Source organism: Pseudomonas sp. Pseusp9 (assembly GCF_059491265.1).
Genome location: NZ_CP168500.1, coordinates 5162602 through 5178787, shown reverse-complemented (window position 1 = coordinate 5178787; position 16186 = coordinate 5162602). Strand labels below are relative to the sequence as shown.

Sequence of the window (16186 nt, the reverse complement as noted above, 5' to 3'; positions counted from 1 at the left end):
ACCTTCTACGAGGAATGCTGGTCGTTATCTGCTGCATGGCAGGGATCGCGATGGCAGATGAGAAAAACATTCTGGTTACCAGCGGCAGCGATCGGGCGACCCCGATCGCCGTTGTGCCGTTCGGCTTCCAGGGCGGCAGCGTGCTGCCGGATGACATGGCCGAAATCATCGGTAACGACCTGCGCAACTCGGGTTACTACTCGCCGATCCCAAAGCAGAACATGATCAGCCAGCCTAGCCAGGCCAGCGAGATCATCTTCCGTGACTTCAAGGCACTGGGCGCCCAATACGTCATGGTCGGCAGCATCGTTCCGGCGGGCGGTCGCCTGCAGGTGCAATACGCACTGTTCAACGTGGCCACCGAGCAGCAAGTGCTGACCGGCAGCGTGTCGGGCGGCGTCGATCAGTTGCGCGACATGGCGCACTACATCTCCGACCAGTCGTTCGAAAAACTCACGGGTATCAAGGGTGCCTTCTCGACTCGCCTGCTGTACGTGACGGCCGAGCGTTTCTCCGAGAACAATACTCGCTACACCCTGCAACGTTCGGACTACGACGGTGCCCGCGCCGTGACCCTGCTGCAATCGCGCGAGCCGATCCTGTCGCCGCGTTTCGCACCGGATGGCAAGCGCATCGCCTATGTCTCCTTCGAGCAGAAGCGTCCGCGGATCTTCATGCAGAACATCGACACCGGTCGCCGTGAGCAGATCACCAACTTCGAAGGCCTGAACGGTGCACCAGCCTGGTCGCCGGATGGCAATCGCCTGGCGTTCGTGCTGTCGAAAGACGGCAACCCGGACATCTATGTGATGAACCTGGGCTCGCGTCAGATCTCCCGCGTCACCAACGGTCCTGGCATCAACACCGAACCGTTCTGGGGCAAGGATGGCTCGACCATCTACTTCACTTCCGACCGTGGCGGCAAACCGCAGATCTACAAGACCAGCGCGGGTGGTGGCGGTGCCGAACGTGTGACTTTCGTCGGCAACTACAACGCCAACCCTAAATTGTCGGCTGATGAAAAGACGCTTGTCATGATTCACCGTCAGGATGGCTTCACCAATTTCAAGGTGGCGGCCCAGGATTTGCAACGCGGTAGTGTAAAAATCCTCACTGATAGCACTCTGGACGAGTCGCCTACTGTCGCGCCCAACGGCACCATGGTAATCTACGCCACCCGCCAGCAGGGCCGGGGAGTCTTGATGCTCGTGTCCATCAATGGACGCGTAAGGCTCCCGCTTCCTACCGCACAAGGCGAAGTCAGAGAACCTTCCTGGTCCCCTTACCTGAACTGACGCGGCGCTATACGTTGTACTTAACACACTGGGGTTCATTAGGAGTTTCACGATGGAAATGCTGAAGTTTGGTAAATTTGCTGCGCTGGCACTGGCCATGGCTGTAGCTGTAGGTTGCTCGTCCAAAGGCGGCGACAATGCCGGTGAAGGCGCGGTAGATCCAAACGCTGGTTATGGCGCAAACACTGGTGCAGTTGACGGCTCCCTGAGCGAAGAAGCTGCTCTGCGCGCAATCACCACTTTCTACTTCGAATACGACAGCTCGGACCTGAAGCCAGAAGCCATGCGCGCTCTGGACGTTCACGCCAAAGACCTGAAAGCAAACGGCGCTCGCGTTGTTCTGGAAGGCAACACCGACGAACGTGGTACTCGTGAGTACAACATGGCACTGGGCGAGCGTCGTGCGAAAGCCGTTCAGCGTTACCTGGTACTGCAAGGTGTTTCCCCAGCTCAGCTGGAACTGGTTTCCTACGGCGAAGAGCGTCCAGTTGCTACCGGCAACGACGAGCAGTCCTGGGCTCAAAACCGTCGCGTCGAACTGCGTAAGTAATTCGTCATGCGAACGTGCCGTCGTGCTGTAACTGTTCTGGCTCTCAGCCTCGCGCCGCTTGCGGTGTGGGCTGCGGTTCCTGTGGTCGATGACAACTCCGGTTATAACAATAGCGGGAGCAGTTATCCGCCTGCAGGTTACGGTACGAACGGCGCCTATGCCGGGGGAGGGGTTTCGACCCCTGTCTCGGCACAGGGCGAGCTGTTCAACCAACTGCAATCAATGCAGCAACAGATCGAGCGCCAGCAAGGTGCGATTGAAGTTCTGCAAAACGATATAGCGCGCATGAAGCAGGAAAACCTGGAGCGATACCAGGATCTTGATCGGCGCATAGGAACCGGCATTGCACCAGCCGCGACTCCTGAACATTCTTCCGCCGGTGGTGATGTGAACACCCCCGGTGCAGCCGCAGGTGCGGCAGCAGGCGCAGCCGCTGCAGCCGCCGCTCAAGCACCTGCCGCGGGTAGCGAGCCGGCAGATCCGGCGAAGGAAAAGCTCTATTACGATGCTGCCTTCGACCTGATCAAGGCCAAGGACTTCGACAAGGCCAGCCAGGCTTTCTCGGCGTTCCTGCGCAAATACCCGAACAGTCAGTACGCGGGCAATGCCCAATACTGGTTGGGCGAAGTGAACCTGGCCAAAGGCGATCTGCAAGGTGCCGGTCAAGCGTTTGCCAAGGTTTCGCAGTTGTATCCCAAGCACGCCAAAGTGCCAGACTCGCTGTACAAGCTCGCTGATGTAGAGCGTCGCCTGGGTCACACCGACCGGGTCAAAGGCATTCTGCAGCAGGTGGTGTCCCAGTATCCGGGCACGTCCGCGGCCCAGTTGGCCCAGCGCGATCTGCAGAAAATGTAAGGCTGCCTGACCCGTTTTGAAGAAACCCGCGCTTGTCGCGGGTTTTTTCGTTAGAATTCATCCCCTTTTTCTGAAACACGCTTTTTGGGATCTGCGCATTGTCGGGGTTCCTTGAAGTGCCTGACGGAGGCGGACAGCCTGTTTAGCTGTTACGCCCGTGGCGACTATGCAAGACACATTGAGAATCACCGAAGTTTTCTACTCGTTGCAGGGTGAAACTCGGACTGCCGGCCTGCCCACTGTTTTTGTGCGCCTGACCGGTTGCCCGTTGCGTTGCCAATACTGCGACAGCGCCTACGCGTTCACAGGCGGAACCATACGCACGCTCGACGACATCCTCGAGCAGGTCGCCGGTTTCCGTCCACGATACGTCTGCGTCACGGGCGGCGAGCCCCTGGCGCAACCCAACGCCATTCCCTTGCTCAAGCGCTTGTGTGACGCCGGTTACGAAGTGTCGCTGGAAACCAGTGGCTCTATTGATATCTCGGCGGTAGATTCCCGGGTCAGTCGCGTTGTCGACCTGAAAACCCCGGGTTCGAAGGAAGCGCACCGCAATCGCTACGAAAACATTGAGCTGCTCACGCCCAACGATCAGGTGAAGTTTGTCATCTGCTCGCGGGAGGACTATGACTGGTCCGTTTCCAAGCTGATCCAGTACGGTCTGGACCAGCGTGCCGGTGAAGTCCTGTTCTCGCCAAGCCACCATGATCTCAATGCTCGGGATCTGGCGGACTGGGTGGTGGCGGACAACCTGCCAGTGCGTTTGCAATTGCAGCTGCATAAATATCTATGGAATGACGAGCCAGGGCGCTGAAATGACTGAACAACTGAACACTCCTGAAAAACGCGCGGTCATCCTGCTGTCCGGTGGCCTGGACTCGGCGACCGTCGTGGCCATGGCGCGCGCCGAAGGCTACAGCTGCTACACCATGAGCTTCGACTACGGTCAGCGGTCTCACGCCGAACTGCACGCCGCCGAACGCGTGGCCCGGGACCTGGGTGTGGTCGAGCACAAGGTGATCGGTCTGAACCTGAACGGCATGGGCGGCTCGGCGCTGACCGACACCAGCATCGATATTCCGGAGGAGTTGGGTGAGGGCATTCCGGTGACTTACGTGCCTGCACGTAACACGGTGTTCCTGTCCCTGGCCCTGGGCTGGGCGGAAGTGCTCGGTGCCCGGGACATCTTCATCGGCGTCAACGCGGTGGATTACTCCGGTTACCCGGACTGCCGTCCCGAGTTCATCGAGTCGTTCGAGCGCATGGCCAACCTGGCAACCAAAGCCGGCGTGGAAGGCAATGGCTTCCGGATCCAGGCACCGCTGCAAAACCTCAGCAAGGCGCAGATCGTCCAGGCAGGTGTGAAGCTTGGCGTGAACTACGGGCTGACCGTTTCCTGCTATCAGGCAGACGATGATGGCCGTGCGTGTGGCAAGTGCGACAGCTGCCGACTGCGTGCAGAAGGCTTTGCCGCGGCCGGAATCAGCGATCCAACACCTTATTTTTGATTTATTTCAAAATAGGTGTTGAATAGTCCTTAAAAATCAGTATTATACGCGCCACCACACAGCGGGTCGTTAGCTCAGTTGGTAGAGCAGTTGGCTTTTAACCAATTGGTCGTAGGTTCGAATCCCACACGACCCACCATTTTTAGCTGTTTTAAAAGTCTGGAAGGCCCACGCAAGTGAGGATTTCCGGATTTTTTTTTGCCCGCAAGAAAGTGCCGTGCCACCGCTGCATTGGGCTAGTCACTCATTGCGATGAAGGCGCCCAGTGCTTGAAGCGTCTCTGCGGGGCGTTCGATCATTGGCAGGTGGTTGCACCCGTCAAGGATGACCGAGTCGTTCGCTGAGTTGGCAGGAAGACCGTTGCGCAACGTGTCCAGCGCCGAGACATCAATCACTTTATCTTCGCGACACCAGATGCCGAGTACCGGCATGTTCAATTTTGTCAGCCGATGGTCGAGGGCGAGCCATTGCGAGGAGGGGCGAATCTGCGCCAGGGTGGATTCGATAAACGCTCGCTGTGCGCGGTTGGCAAGGATTGCATCCTGCACTTGCCGGTCAGACATCTGAGGAGGGTTCAGATAGACGAGGCGAGCAGTGCGTTCGACGCCTGCGCGATCATCGTAGATAAATGGATTGCCTCCAGCATTCAACTCCCGCATGAAATCATTGTCTTCGAAGCTCAGCCCCAGCGCGCCTACCAATACCAGCCGACTGACGCGCTGCGGTTGATCGGCTGCATACACGCCGGCGATGGCTCCACCCATTGAATGTCCGATGAGGGTGATGTTCTCGGCGTCGAGCGCCAGGATAAACTCATGGAGCCGGGTCGCTTGCGACTCGATGTCGTAGTTGGAATGTTCATTGTCAGTGGAGGCTCCCCAGCCCGGGAGGTCGGGGATGATGACGTGTAAACGCGAACTCAAAGCCTTGCCAGGTTCGAACCAGGCTTGCTTGCTTGATGAAAAACCATGGATCAGGATCACCGTTGGCCCCTGTCGCTCGCTTTCGTAATACGACCAGGTGCTGTTGCCTGCCTGGATCAGGCGCTCGCAGAGAGGTGGGGTTTCACAGTGCCGGGTTGTCGAGGCTGGATTCAGGTCAGTGTCCGCCAGGACGAGCGTTGAAGACATCAGCCATGCTGTGAGCAGCAAGATTGAGGCGATCATGAATTTGATCGGGCGTTGGAGCGACATGTGTTCAGTCCTTTGGTTGTTCCAGTTTCGGTTAGGCGGTTTCCTTTGGCCGGTGTCACACTTCTATCCGCCCTTGCACAGGTTAGTGGCAAAGCCATTCAGGTTTTGTGCGGTAACTGCAACGGAAAATGTTTTTCCTGAAGGATCAAGGTCATAGGCCTTGTATCAGGGCGCGTCTATTCATCACCCTGGTCAGAATCATCTTTTGCATCCGTCGGATATTCTGTAGCCTTGCGCAGCTTCAACGCTGTCCGTGCCTGATGAATACCCACTTTCCCGGCGGTACCCCGAAGGGTCCGGAGCCGGGTGTATACTCGACTTTCGCGCGAATGCGCCTGCAGGTCTTGCGAACATGACGCAAATTTCCGAACGCCTTCTGGTTCAAGCCCACCTCGACGCGAAGCAGCCCAAGCCGCTGACCGCCGATGAAGAGGCTTATTACCGTGCTGCCATCGCTGCCGAGCTCAAGGCTCAGGACGCGGTGCTGGTGGCCCACTTCTATTGTGATCCTGTCATTCAGGCGCTGGCCGAAGAGACGGGCGGCTGTGTCTCCGACTCGCTGGAGATGGCCCGCTTCGGCAACGCACATCCAGCCAAAACCGTAGTCGTCGCCGGCGTGAAGTTCATGGGCGAGACCGCCAAGATCCTCAACCCGGAAAAGCGCGTACTGATGCCGACGCTCGAAGCGACCTGCTCGCTCGACCTGGGGTGCCCGGTGGACGAGTTTTCCGCGTTCTGCGATCAGCACCCGGAGCGCACGGTGGTGGTGTACGCCAACACTTCCGCTGCGGTAAAAGCCCGAGCGGATTGGGTTGTGACTTCAAGTTGTGCGCTGGAAATCGTCGAAAGCCTGATGGATAACGGCGAGACCATCATCTGGGGCCCGGACAAACATCTGGGTACCTATATCCAGCGCCAGACCGGTGCCGACATGCTGCTGTGGGACGGTGCCTGCATCGTTCACGAAGAGTTCAAGTCCAAGCAGCTTGAAGACATGAAGGCGCTGTACCCGGATGCGGCGATTCTGGTGCACCCTGAGTCGCCGACATCGGTGATCGAGTTGGCCGATGCCGTGGGCTCCACCAGTCAGTTGATCGCGGCGGCACAGAGCCTGCCGAACAAGACGCTGATCGTTGCGACCGATCGCGGCATCTTCTACAAGATGCAGCAGCTGTGCCCGGACAAGGTCTTTATCGAAGCCCCGACGGCAGGTAACGGCGCGGCATGCCGCAGTTGTGCGCATTGCCCGTGGATGGCCATGAACACCCTTGAGCGCACGCTGAAGGCGTTGAAAGAAGGGGCGAACGAGATCTTTGTCGATCCGGCGCTGATTCCGCAGGCAATTCGACCGCTCAAGCGCATGCTTGATTTCACTCAGGCTGCGCGGATGAAGCTGGCCGGTAACGCTTAATAGCCGTCAGATCGCAAAAAACCTGTGGGAGCGAGCCTGCTCGCGAAGAGGGAGTGCCAGCCAACATAAACGTTGCTGATACACCGCTTCGCGAGCAGGCTCGCTCCCACATTGATTTGTGTGTTCAGGGACTATTTTTGGTCTTCTTCGGAATCCGCACCAGTTCGGTATTGGAATACATGTCATGCCAGCTGCGTTTCTGCTTGTCGAACAGCGACCAGAAAAAACCCAGGCCAACACACAGCAGTGAAGCGATCGACACGACAAAGCGCAGCAGCGCCTGCCACAGGCTGATGGACGAGCCGTCGGCATTCTGCACCCGGATACACCACACCTGCATGCCCAGGGTCTGACCGGACCAGGTCCAGAATTTGGCGAAAAAGCCGAACAGTACGAACAACAGGATTGTGGAGAGCAGGGGGTCGCCGTCCAGCGCACCCGCTTCGGTCAGGGCACGCATCCTTTCTTCGCCGATGATCGCCATCTGGATCATCTTGTAAATGCCGCTGGTGACGATCAGCAGGGCGGTGCACAGCAGGAAGTCATAGAACATGGCTGCCAGACGACGACCCAGGCCAGCGGCAGGAAAGTCGCCCTGGGGAGTAAGCAGGTGTTTCGACATGACAGGCTCTCGGCGAAAAAGAAGCCATTTTACGGATTTACGCGCACAAAAAAGCCCCTGATGTCAGCATCAGGGGCTTTTTCGTTACAGAAGATTAGGCTTCTGCTTGTACTTCGTCAGCCTGCATGCCTTTCTGGCCCTGCACGGCGATGAAGGTCACTTTCTGGCCTTCTTTCAGGCTCTTGAAACCGTTGCCCTGAATAGCGCGGAAATGCACGAACAGATCCGGACCGCTTTCTGGAGTGATAAAACCAAAACCTTTCTCGTCGTTAAACCACTTGACGGTACCGCTCTGACGTTGGGACATTTCTTATTTCCTTTGACGCAAAAAATTAATGACAGTCTCTTTCTCATGAAAGAGTACTGGGGCTGGTTGCAGGAGAGTAAGAAGGCGTCGAACGGGATGTAGCTAACTTGTAGGCTACTGCCCAGGTCACGATTCCAAGCGACCCATGCAAACACAGTGAACAAACTCTACGCCAACTACGGGAGAAAAAACAAGCCCTGTGAAGGCCCCGTATTTCCTCAGGTTGATGGCAAAGTCAGGCCACTAGTGGCGCCTTATACGCTAACGTTGTTCAAATGCTTTCGATCGTTATAAGCAAAGTTCATAATCGAAGCTTAGAGTCAAACAATGCACTATTTTATGGCGGTTGCGTTACACATTAGTGCGCTGTTAACGCAACCGCGTTACTTATAGGAACATTCAATCAGCCACGATAGTAGCGTTGTGGAACGAATGGCATTTTGCTTACAAGCAAAGGCACCTTTTTCCCTCGAACGATCGCCCAGACGGGGGTGTCCAGTGCGATGTAAGCGCTGTCGACATAACCCATGGCCAGCGGCCCGCCCAGTGTCGGCCCGAAACCGCCGCTGCAGACGCTACCGATGATGTCGCCGGCTTCGTTGACGATCTCTGCGCCTTCACGCACTGGCGTGCGCTCTTGCGGTAACAGGCCGACGCGCTTGCGGCTGACACCTGCCTGTTGCTGGGCGAATACGCTTTCGGCACCCGGGAAGCCGCCGGCACGAGCGCCATCGGCACGACGTGGCTTGGAGATGGCCCACAGCAGGCTTGCTTCGATCGGGGTGGTGTCGGTGTTCATGTCATGGCCGTACAGGCACAAACCCGCTTCCAGGCGCAGCGAGTCGCGGGCGCCAAGGCCGATGGCAGCCACTTCCGCTTCAGCCAGCAGTGCGCGAGCCAGGGCTTCGGCATTGGCGGCAGGAACGGAAATTTCGTAACCGTCTTCACCGGTGTAACCCGAGCGGCTGACAAAGCAGTCCACACCCAGCAGCTTCACGCGGGCGAACTGCATGAAGGTCATTTTTGCCACTTCGGGGGCCAGACGCGCCAGTACAGTGACTGCGGCCGGGCCTTGCAGGGCGAGCAGGGCGCGCTCTTCGAACAACGGCTCGATCGTGCACTGGTCGCCAATGTGCTGGCGCAGGTGTGCCAGGTCCTGATCCTTGCAGGCGGCGTTGACCACCAGGAACAGCTCGTCGTTGCCCAGGTTGGCGACCATCAGGTCGTCGAGAATGCCGCCGGTCTCATTGGTGAACATCGCGTAACGCTGCATGCCCACCGGCAGGTCGATGATGTCCACTGGCACCAGGGTTTCCAGGGCCTTGGCGGCATTGGCGCCGGTCAGGCGGATCTGGCCCATGTGCGAGACGTCGAACAGCCCGGCCTGGTCGCGGGTGTGCTGGTGTTCTTTCATCACGCCCAGCGGATATTGCACGGGCATGTCGTAGCCGGCGAACGGCACCATGCGCGCGCCAAGTTCGATGTGCAGTGCGTGCAGCGGGGTTTTCAACAGTTGTTCGGTGGACATATTCAGCTCCTGAAGAAGGGTGCAGATGAGCGCACATCAGCACTCGATAATGTTGACCGCCAAACCGCCACGGGCGGTTTCCTTGTATTTGCTTTTCATGTCTGCGCCGGTCTGGCGCATGGTGCGGATGACCTTGTCGAGGGAGACGAAGTGTTGCCCGTCGCCGCGCATGGCCATGCGCACGGCATTGATGGCCTTGACCGAGCCCATGGCGTTGCGCTCGATGCAAGGCACTTGCACTAGCCCGCCAATCGGGTCGCAGGTCAGCCCGAGGTTGTGTTCCATGCCGATTTCCGCGGCGTTCTCCACTTGTTGCACGCTGCCACCCAGCACTTCGCACAAGGCACCGGCGGCCATCGAGCAGGCAACGCCGACTTCACCCTGGCAGCCGACCTCGGCGCCGGAAATCGAGGCGTTTTCCTTGTACAGAATGCCGATGGCGGCGGCAGTGAGCAGAAAGCGCACCACGCCGTCGTCATTCGCTCCGGGGATAAAGCGCATGTAGTAGTGCAACACTGCCGGAATGATCCCCGCCGCACCATTGGTGGGCGCCGTCACGACGCGCCCGCCATTGGCGTTTTCTTCGTTGACCGCCAGGGCGTAGAGGTTGACCCAGTCGAGCACCGACAGCGGATCGCGCAAAGACGATTCCGGGTTCTTGCACAATTGCCGATGCAGCGCGGCGGCGCGGCGTTTGACCTTCAGCCCGCCGGGCAGGATGCCTTCATTGCGGCAACCGGCGGCCACGCAGTCCTGCATCACTTGCCAGATGTTCAGCAGGCCGGCGCGGGTTTCCGCTTCCGGTCGCCAGGCGCTTTCGTTGGTCAGCATCACCTGGCTGATGGACAGCCCGTACTTGACGCAATGACCGAGAAGATCCTTGGCACTTTTGAACGGGAAGGTCAGGGGCGTGGCGTCTTCGACGATGCGGTCGGCGCCGGCGGCGTCCTCGTCAACCACAAAGCCGCCGCCGACCGAGTAGTACTCGCGGCTGCGGACTTGCAGGCCGGCGGCGTCGAAGGCGCGAAAAATCATGCCGTTGGGGTGATAGGGCAACGGTTTGCGAATCATCGCCAGGTGTTCTTTCTCGTTGAACGCAATGCTGTGTTCGCCGAGCAGGTTCAAGCGACCGCTACCGCGAATGTCTTGCAGACGGGCGGCGACGGTTTCAGTGTCCACGGTGTCCGGATGCTCGCCTTCCAGGCCGAGCAATACCGCCTTGTCGCTGCCGTGGCCCTTGCCGGTGGCACCGAGCGAGCCGTAGAGCTCGACTTTGACGCAGGTGGTGGCCGTCAGCAGCCCTTCACGACGCAAACCTTCGACGAAACGCGCAGCGGCGCGCATCGGGCCGACGGTGTGGGAGCTGGAGGGGCCGATGCCAATCTTGAACAGGTCGAACACGCTTAACGACATGGTGGTTCTCCGGTTTCTTGTTATAGGAATTCACGGAATCCGAGACTTGGGGGCAGTCCACTGTGGGAGCGAGCCTGCTCGCGATAGCGGTCGTTCAGTCGACACACAAGTTGGCTGTCAGTCCGTCATCGCGAGCAGGCTCGCTCCCACAGGGGGCTGTGGAATTCTTGAGATTGGGGGGGCGGACGAATCCGCCCCCTCATTCGTTTAAGCGTAGCTTTCGATCGACGGGCAGGCGCAGACCAGGTTGCGGTCGCCAAACACGTTGTCGACGCGACCGACCGGTGGCCAGTACTTGCCTTCGATCAGCGACGCAACCGGGTAAACCGCTTGCTCACGGCTGTACGGGTGCGACCATTCACCGACCAGTTCCTTGGCGGTGTGCGGAGCGTTTTTCAGCGGGTTGTCGTCCTTGTCCAGGGTGCCGTTTTCCACTGCGCGGATTTCTTCGCGGATGCGGATCATGGCGTCGCAGAAGCGGTCCAGTTCTTCCTTGGATTCGCTTTCGGTCGGCTCGATCATCAGCGTGCCGGCTACCGGGAACGACATGGTCGGCGCATGGAAGCCGAAGTCGATCAAGCGCTTGGCGACGTCATCGACGCTGATGCCGCTGCTGTCTTTGAGCGGACGCAGGTCGAGGATGCACTCGTGCGCCACCAGGCCGTTGCTGCCGGTGTACAGCACTGGGTAGTGCTCTTCGAGGCGACGGGAGATGTAGTTGGCATTGAGGATCGCCAACTGCGATGCACGCTTGAGACCCGCGCCACCCATCATGCGAATGTACATCCAGGTGATCGGCAGAATGCTTGCGCTGCCGAACGGTGCCGCGCAAACGGCGCCTTCCTTGCGCTCCATCTGTGCGTGGCCCGGCAGGAATGGCGCCAGGTGCGATTTCACGCCGATCGGGCCGACACCCGGGCCGCCACCGCCGTGCGGAATGCAGAAGGTCTTGTGCAGGTTCAGGTGCGAAACGTCGCCGCCGAACTTGCCCGGTGCGCAGAGGCCGACCATGGCGTTCATGTTGGCGCCGTCGATGTACACCTGGCCGCCGTTGTCATGGATGATGCCGCAGATTTCGCGGATGCCTTCTTCGAACACGCCGTGGGTCGACGGGTAGGTGATCATCAGCGCAGCGAGGTGTTCGCGGTGCTCGATGGCCTTGGCGCGCAGGTCTTCGATGTCGACGTTGCCACGGGCATCGCACGCAGTGACGACCACACGCATGCCGGCCATTTGTGCGGTGGCCGGGTTGGTGCCGTGGGCCGACGACGGGATCAGGCAGATGTCGCGACGGTCTTCGCCACGGCTCTGGTGGTAGGCACGAATCGCCAGGAGACCGGCGTATTCACCCTGAGAACCGGCGTTTGGTTGCAAGGACACCGAGTCATAGCCGGTTGCAGCGCAAAGCATGGCTTCCAGTTCGTCGGTCAACTGCTGATAACCGGCGCTTTGCGCGGCCGGGGCGAACGGGTGCAGGGCGCCGAACTCGGCCCAGGTCACCGGGATCATTTCGCTGGCGGCGTTGAGTTTCATGGTGCACGAACCCAGCGGGATCATGGTGCGGTCCAGCGCCAGGTCCTTGTCCGCCAGTTTGCGCAGGTAACGCATCAGCTCGGTTTCCGAGTGATAGCGGTTGAACACCGGGTGGCTGAGGATCGGCGACTGACGCACCAGCGCGGCCGGGATGGTGCTCTGCACCGAGGCGGCGAGGGCGGCGAAGTCCGGCAGGGCCTTGCCGTCGGACAGCAGGCTCCACAGGGTTTCAACGTCGGCCTGAGTGGTGGTTTCGTCCAGGGACAGGCCCAGGCGTTCGCCATCGACCACGCGCAGGTTGATGCGCTGGGCGTGTGCCTTGTCGTGCAGGGCGGCTGTTTGAGCGCCGGTCTTCACGGTCAGGGTGTCGAAGAAGCTTGCTTGCTCGACGTTCAGACCCAGTGCGCTCAAGCCTTTTGCCAGGATTGCAGTCAGGTGATGCACGCGATTGGCGATTTGCGTCAGGCCTTTTGGACCGTGGTACACGGCATACATGCTGGCGATGTTGGCCAGCAGTACTTGCGCGGTGCAGATGTTGCTGGTGGCTTTCTCGCGACGGATGTGTTGCTCGCGGGTTTGCATGGCCAGGCGCAGGGCCGGGTTGCCGAAACGGTCTACCGAAACACCGACCAGGCGGCCCGGCATGTCACGCTTGAAGGCGTCCTTGGTGGAGAAGTACGCCGCGTGCGGGCCACCGAAGCCCAGCGGTACGCCGAAGCGTTGTGCGCTGCCGATGGCCACGTCGGCACCGAATTCGCCCGGCGCGGCCAGCACGGTCAGGGCCAGCAGGTCGGCTGCCACGGCAACGAGGGCGTTGGCGGCATGGAAGCGCTCGGTCAGCTCGCGGTAATCGAACACGTCACCGTTGCTCGCCGGATATTGCAGCAGGGCGCCGAAGAACGGCGTCACGTCGCTCAGTTCACGCTCGTCACCCACCACCACGTCGATGCCCAGAGGCTCGGCACGGGTGCGCAGTACGTCGAGGGTCTGCGGGTGGCAATGCACGGAGGCGAAGAAAGCGTGGCTGCTTTTGTTCTTGCTCAGGCGTTTGCAGAAGGTCATGGCTTCGGCAGCGGCGGTGGCTTCGTCGAGCAGGGAGGCGTTGGCGATCGGCAGGCCGGTGAGGTCGCTGATCAGGGTCTGGAAGTTCAGCAGCGCTTCGAGACGGCCCTGGGAAATTTCTGGCTGGTACGGGGTGTAGGCGGTGTACCAGGCCGGGTTTTCCAGCAGGTTGCGCAGGATCGGCGACGGCGTGTGGGTGCCGTAGTAACCCTGGCCGATGTAGGTCTTGAACAGCTGGTTTTTAGTTGCAATGGACTTGATCAAGGCCAGGGCATCGGCTTCGCTCAGGCCGTCTTCCAGGCCGAGGACGCTGGTGCCCTTGATGCTGTCGGGAATCACGCTGGCGCTCAGGGCTTCCAGGGAGTCGAAACCGAGGCTGTTGAGCATCGCTTGCTCGTCACCGGCGCGCGGGCCGATGTGACGGGCGATGAATTCGTTGGCAGTAGTCAGATTGATTTGAGTCATGTCAGTGCTCCTCAGGCTTCGGCTTGGGCTTTGATCAGGCGGTCGTAGGCGTCCTGATCGAGCAGTTGGCCGACGGCGGCGGCGTCGCTTGGTTTGAAGCGGAAGAACCAGCCTTCACCCAGCGGATCTTCGTTGACCAGTTCCGGGCTGCTGTCGAGTGCCGGGTTCACTTCCAGCACTTCGCCGTCCAGCGGCATGTACACGCCGCTGGCGGCCTTTACCGATTCCACGGTGGCGGCTTCGGCGCCTTTGTCGTAGGACTGCAGCTCAGGCAATTGAACGAAAACCACGTCGCCCAGGGCGTTCTGGGCGAAAGCGGTAATGCCGACCGTGACGCTGCCGTCAGCTTCGGTGCGCAGCCATTCGTGATCTTCAGTAAAACGCAACTCGCTCATGGAAACTCCTAAGGGGCCAGACTCGTCTGGTGGACGCGATTGAATGCTTGGGCGATGCCCTGGTTATGGAGGACTACATAGCAAGAACGCGGCCAACGTTGTTTTTGTCGTTCTTAATCAATGATTTAGCGGGTTTTGACGCAGGCTGAAATTCAATCGCTGTAGCGAAATCGATACGGCGTATGTCAAGGATAAAAGCCGAGGTGGATCAAAGCCTTGCACAGCCGTGATCGGAGAGGGGTGTAGCGATATCGTTCCGCTGTAGCGCTTTCAGTACAGGTGGAGGTCGTTTTTGGCGCGGTTTTCAGATTGGCCGCTAACCCTGTGGGAGCGAGCCTGCTCGCGAAGGCGTAGTGTCAGGCAATATTGAAGTGACTGACCCACCGTATTCGCGAGCAGGCTCGCTCCCACAGTTGTTCGGGGTTAGGGCTCAAGCCTTGCCCGGAATCCCGTACTTGCGCAACCGATGGGCAATCGCCGTATGGGAGGTTTGCAGGCGGGTCGCGAGTTGCCGGGTCGAGGGATAGCTGACGTAGAGCTTTTCCAGCAGGGTTTTCTCGAATTCGTCCATGGCCTGCTCCAGGCTGTCGACGTCATGGTCGCTCTGACGGGCCACCGAGGTACCGGCGATGTCGAGGTCGCCAATGTCCACCAGGCTGCTTTCGCAGATCGCCGCGGCACGGAAGATCACGTTCTGCAATTGCCGCACGTTGCCCGGCCAGCGATTGCCCAGCAGCGCCGGGTAAGTGCCCGGCGCCAGGCGACAGATCGGGCGCTGGATCTGCGCGCAAGCCTGCTGCATGAAGTAGCGGGCCAGCAGCAGAATGTCCTGGCCGCGTTCGCGTAACGGCGGCACTTCAACGTTGAGGACGTTGAGGCGATAGAACAGGTCTTCGCGGAACAGGCCTTCGCTGACCATTTTTTCCAGGTCGCGGTGGGTCGCGCTGAGAATCCGTACGTTGACCTTGACCTCGCGATCACCGCCGACCCGGCGGAAACTGCCGTCGTTGAGGAAACGCAGCAATTTGGCCTGCAGATACGGCGACATCTCGCCGATCTCATCGAGAAACACCGTGCCCTGGTTGGCCAGTTCCATCAGCCCGGGCTTGCCACCTCGTTGCGCGCCGGTGAATGCGCCGGGGGCGTAGCCGAACAGTTCACTTTCGGCGAGGTTCTCCGGTAATGCCGCGCAGTTCAATGCCAGAAACGGTGCGCTGTGCCGGGCGCTGATGGCGTGGCAGGCACGGGCCACCAGCTCCTTGCCGGTGCCGGTTTCGCCCTGGATCAGCAGCGGCGCATCAAGGGCCGCCACCCGCTGGGCGCGCGCCTTGAGGGTGCGGATCACCGGGGACTCGCCGAGCAATGCATCGAAACCTTCGGCATGGTCATGGTGCAGCGCGGACAGACGCTCGCCGATGCGGTTCGGTTGGTACAGGGTCAGCAGGGCGCCGGCATCGGTGATCGGTGTGGCGTCGAGCAACAAGGTCTGGCCGTTGACGGTGATTTCCCGCAGCGGCAGGCGAAAGCCGTGTTCGAGCAGGGCGTCGAGCAAGGCCGGGTCGGCAAACAGCTCGGCCACGCTTTCGCCGTCGGGTTCGCGGCCGTACAGGGCGATCAAGGCCGGGTTGGCCAGCAGCACCTTGCCGTCGCTGTCCAGCGCCAGCACCGGATCGGTCATGGCGGCAAGCAATGCGTCGAGCTGCAAGTGCCGGCGCTGGCCGGGCAGGATGTCGACCACCGTCACCGCTTGCACGCCGCGCACGCTGAACAGGGCATCACGCAGTTCCTCGAGGACTTGCGGGCTCAGGGTCGGGGCGTCGATGTAGACATTGGGCGGGACCATTTCCACCGCATCCAGGTTCAGATTGCGCCCGCCGAGCAGGGCCAGGACTTCCTGGGTGATACCGACGCGGTCGATGAAGCTGACGTGGATACGCATGGGGCGGTTTCGGGTTCTGCAGTGCGGAGGGTGGCAAGTATGCCTTGGGGCGGGCTAATGGTGAAATCCTGCGCGGATTTCGGGGACTGCATCAATCCAATGTAGGAGCG

The 16186-nt window shown here is 59.9% G+C and carries 14 protein-coding genes and 1 tRNA gene; 7 read left to right on the top strand and 8 right to left on the bottom strand.

The window, feature by feature from the left end; all coding sequences use genetic code 11:
* The first annotated feature begins 14 nt into the window (after positions 1-14).
* The 6 genes from tolB to ACEN8E_RS23555 all read left to right on the top strand — a co-directional run bounded on the left by tolB (position 15) and on the right by ACEN8E_RS23555 (position 4347).
* On the top strand, positions 15-1295 hold the full coding sequence (gene tolB / locus ACEN8E_RS23580; protein ID WP_177323544.1) for a Tol-Pal system beta propeller repeat protein TolB: 1281 nt from the start codon (positions 15-17) through the stop codon (positions 1293-1295).
* A gap of 52 nt (positions 1296-1347) precedes the next feature.
* Complete coding sequence (pal, locus tag ACEN8E_RS23575; protein ID WP_003178634.1) at positions 1348-1845, top strand: peptidoglycan-associated lipoprotein Pal; 498 nt, start codon at positions 1348-1350, stop codon at positions 1843-1845.
* A gap of 6 nt (positions 1846-1851) precedes the next feature.
* On the top strand, positions 1852-2700 hold the full coding sequence (gene ybgF, locus ACEN8E_RS23570) for a tol-pal system protein YbgF (protein ID WP_495590074.1): 849 nt from the start codon (positions 1852-1854) through the stop codon (positions 2698-2700).
* A 166-nt stretch (positions 2701-2866) separates the two neighbouring features.
* On the top strand, positions 2867-3514 hold the full coding sequence (gene queE, locus ACEN8E_RS23565; RefSeq protein ID WP_007995628.1) for a 7-carboxy-7-deazaguanine synthase QueE: 648 nt from the start codon (positions 2867-2869) through the stop codon (positions 3512-3514).
* 1 nt (position 3515) lies between these two features.
* Positions 3516-4208 (top strand): 7-cyano-7-deazaguanine synthase QueC, encoded by a 693-nt coding sequence (gene queC, locus ACEN8E_RS23560; protein ID WP_495590073.1) that lies wholly within the window; start codon positions 3516-3518, stop codon positions 4206-4208.
* 63 nt (positions 4209-4271) lie between these two features.
* A tRNA-Lys gene (locus tag ACEN8E_RS23555) sits at positions 4272-4347 on the top strand.
* Between the two features lie 97 nt (positions 4348-4444).
* Here the strand turns inward: ACEN8E_RS23555 and ACEN8E_RS23550 are convergent.
* Positions 4445-5401: an alpha/beta fold hydrolase gene (locus tag ACEN8E_RS23550; RefSeq protein WP_495590072.1), complete on the bottom strand. Its 957-nt coding sequence runs from the start codon at positions 5399-5401 to the stop codon at positions 4445-4447.
* A gap of 352 nt (positions 5402-5753) precedes the next feature.
* On the opposite strand from ACEN8E_RS23550, the gene nadA reads away from it, so the two are divergent.
* A complete protein-coding gene (gene nadA / locus ACEN8E_RS23545; RefSeq protein ID WP_007995624.1) occupies positions 5754-6812 on the top strand; it encodes a quinolinate synthase NadA in 1059 nt (352 codons plus the stop codon).
* A gap of 124 nt (positions 6813-6936) precedes the next feature.
* On the opposite strand, the gene ACEN8E_RS23540 is transcribed toward nadA, so the two are convergent.
* The 7 genes from ACEN8E_RS23540 to gcsR form a co-directional block, all read right to left on the bottom strand.
* Positions 6937-7434 carry an RDD family protein gene (locus tag ACEN8E_RS23540; protein ID WP_495590071.1) on the bottom strand — a complete coding sequence of 166 codons (498 nt, stop codon included), beginning with the start codon at positions 7432-7434 and terminating at the stop codon, positions 6937-6939.
* A 94-nt stretch (positions 7435-7528) separates the two neighbouring features.
* Entirely contained in the window at positions 7529-7741 is a 213-nt protein-coding gene (locus ACEN8E_RS23535; RefSeq protein ID WP_007977299.1) for a cold-shock protein, read from the bottom strand.
* 403 nt (positions 7742-8144) lie between these two features.
* Positions 8145-9269: a glycine cleavage system aminomethyltransferase GcvT gene (gene gcvT / locus ACEN8E_RS23530; RefSeq protein ID WP_495590070.1), complete on the bottom strand. Its 1125-nt coding sequence runs from the start codon at positions 9267-9269 to the stop codon at positions 8145-8147.
* Positions 9270-9305: 36 nt separating this feature from the next.
* A complete protein-coding gene (locus ACEN8E_RS23525) occupies positions 9306-10682 on the bottom strand; it encodes an L-serine ammonia-lyase (protein WP_429365676.1) in 1377 nt (458 codons plus the stop codon).
* Between the two features lie 207 nt (positions 10683-10889).
* Positions 10890-13742: an aminomethyl-transferring glycine dehydrogenase gene (gene gcvP, locus ACEN8E_RS23520; protein WP_495590069.1), complete on the bottom strand. Its 2853-nt coding sequence runs from the start codon at positions 13740-13742 to the stop codon at positions 10890-10892.
* A gap of 11 nt (positions 13743-13753) precedes the next feature.
* Positions 13754-14137: a glycine cleavage system protein GcvH gene (gcvH, locus tag ACEN8E_RS23515; RefSeq protein ID WP_007996035.1), complete on the bottom strand. Its 384-nt coding sequence runs from the start codon at positions 14135-14137 to the stop codon at positions 13754-13756.
* A gap of 430 nt (positions 14138-14567) precedes the next feature.
* Positions 14568-16076 (bottom strand): transcriptional regulator GcsR, encoded by a 1509-nt coding sequence (gene gcsR / locus ACEN8E_RS23510; RefSeq protein ID WP_495590068.1) that lies wholly within the window; start codon positions 16074-16076, stop codon positions 14568-14570.
* Between the last annotated feature and the right edge of the window lie 110 nt (positions 16077-16186).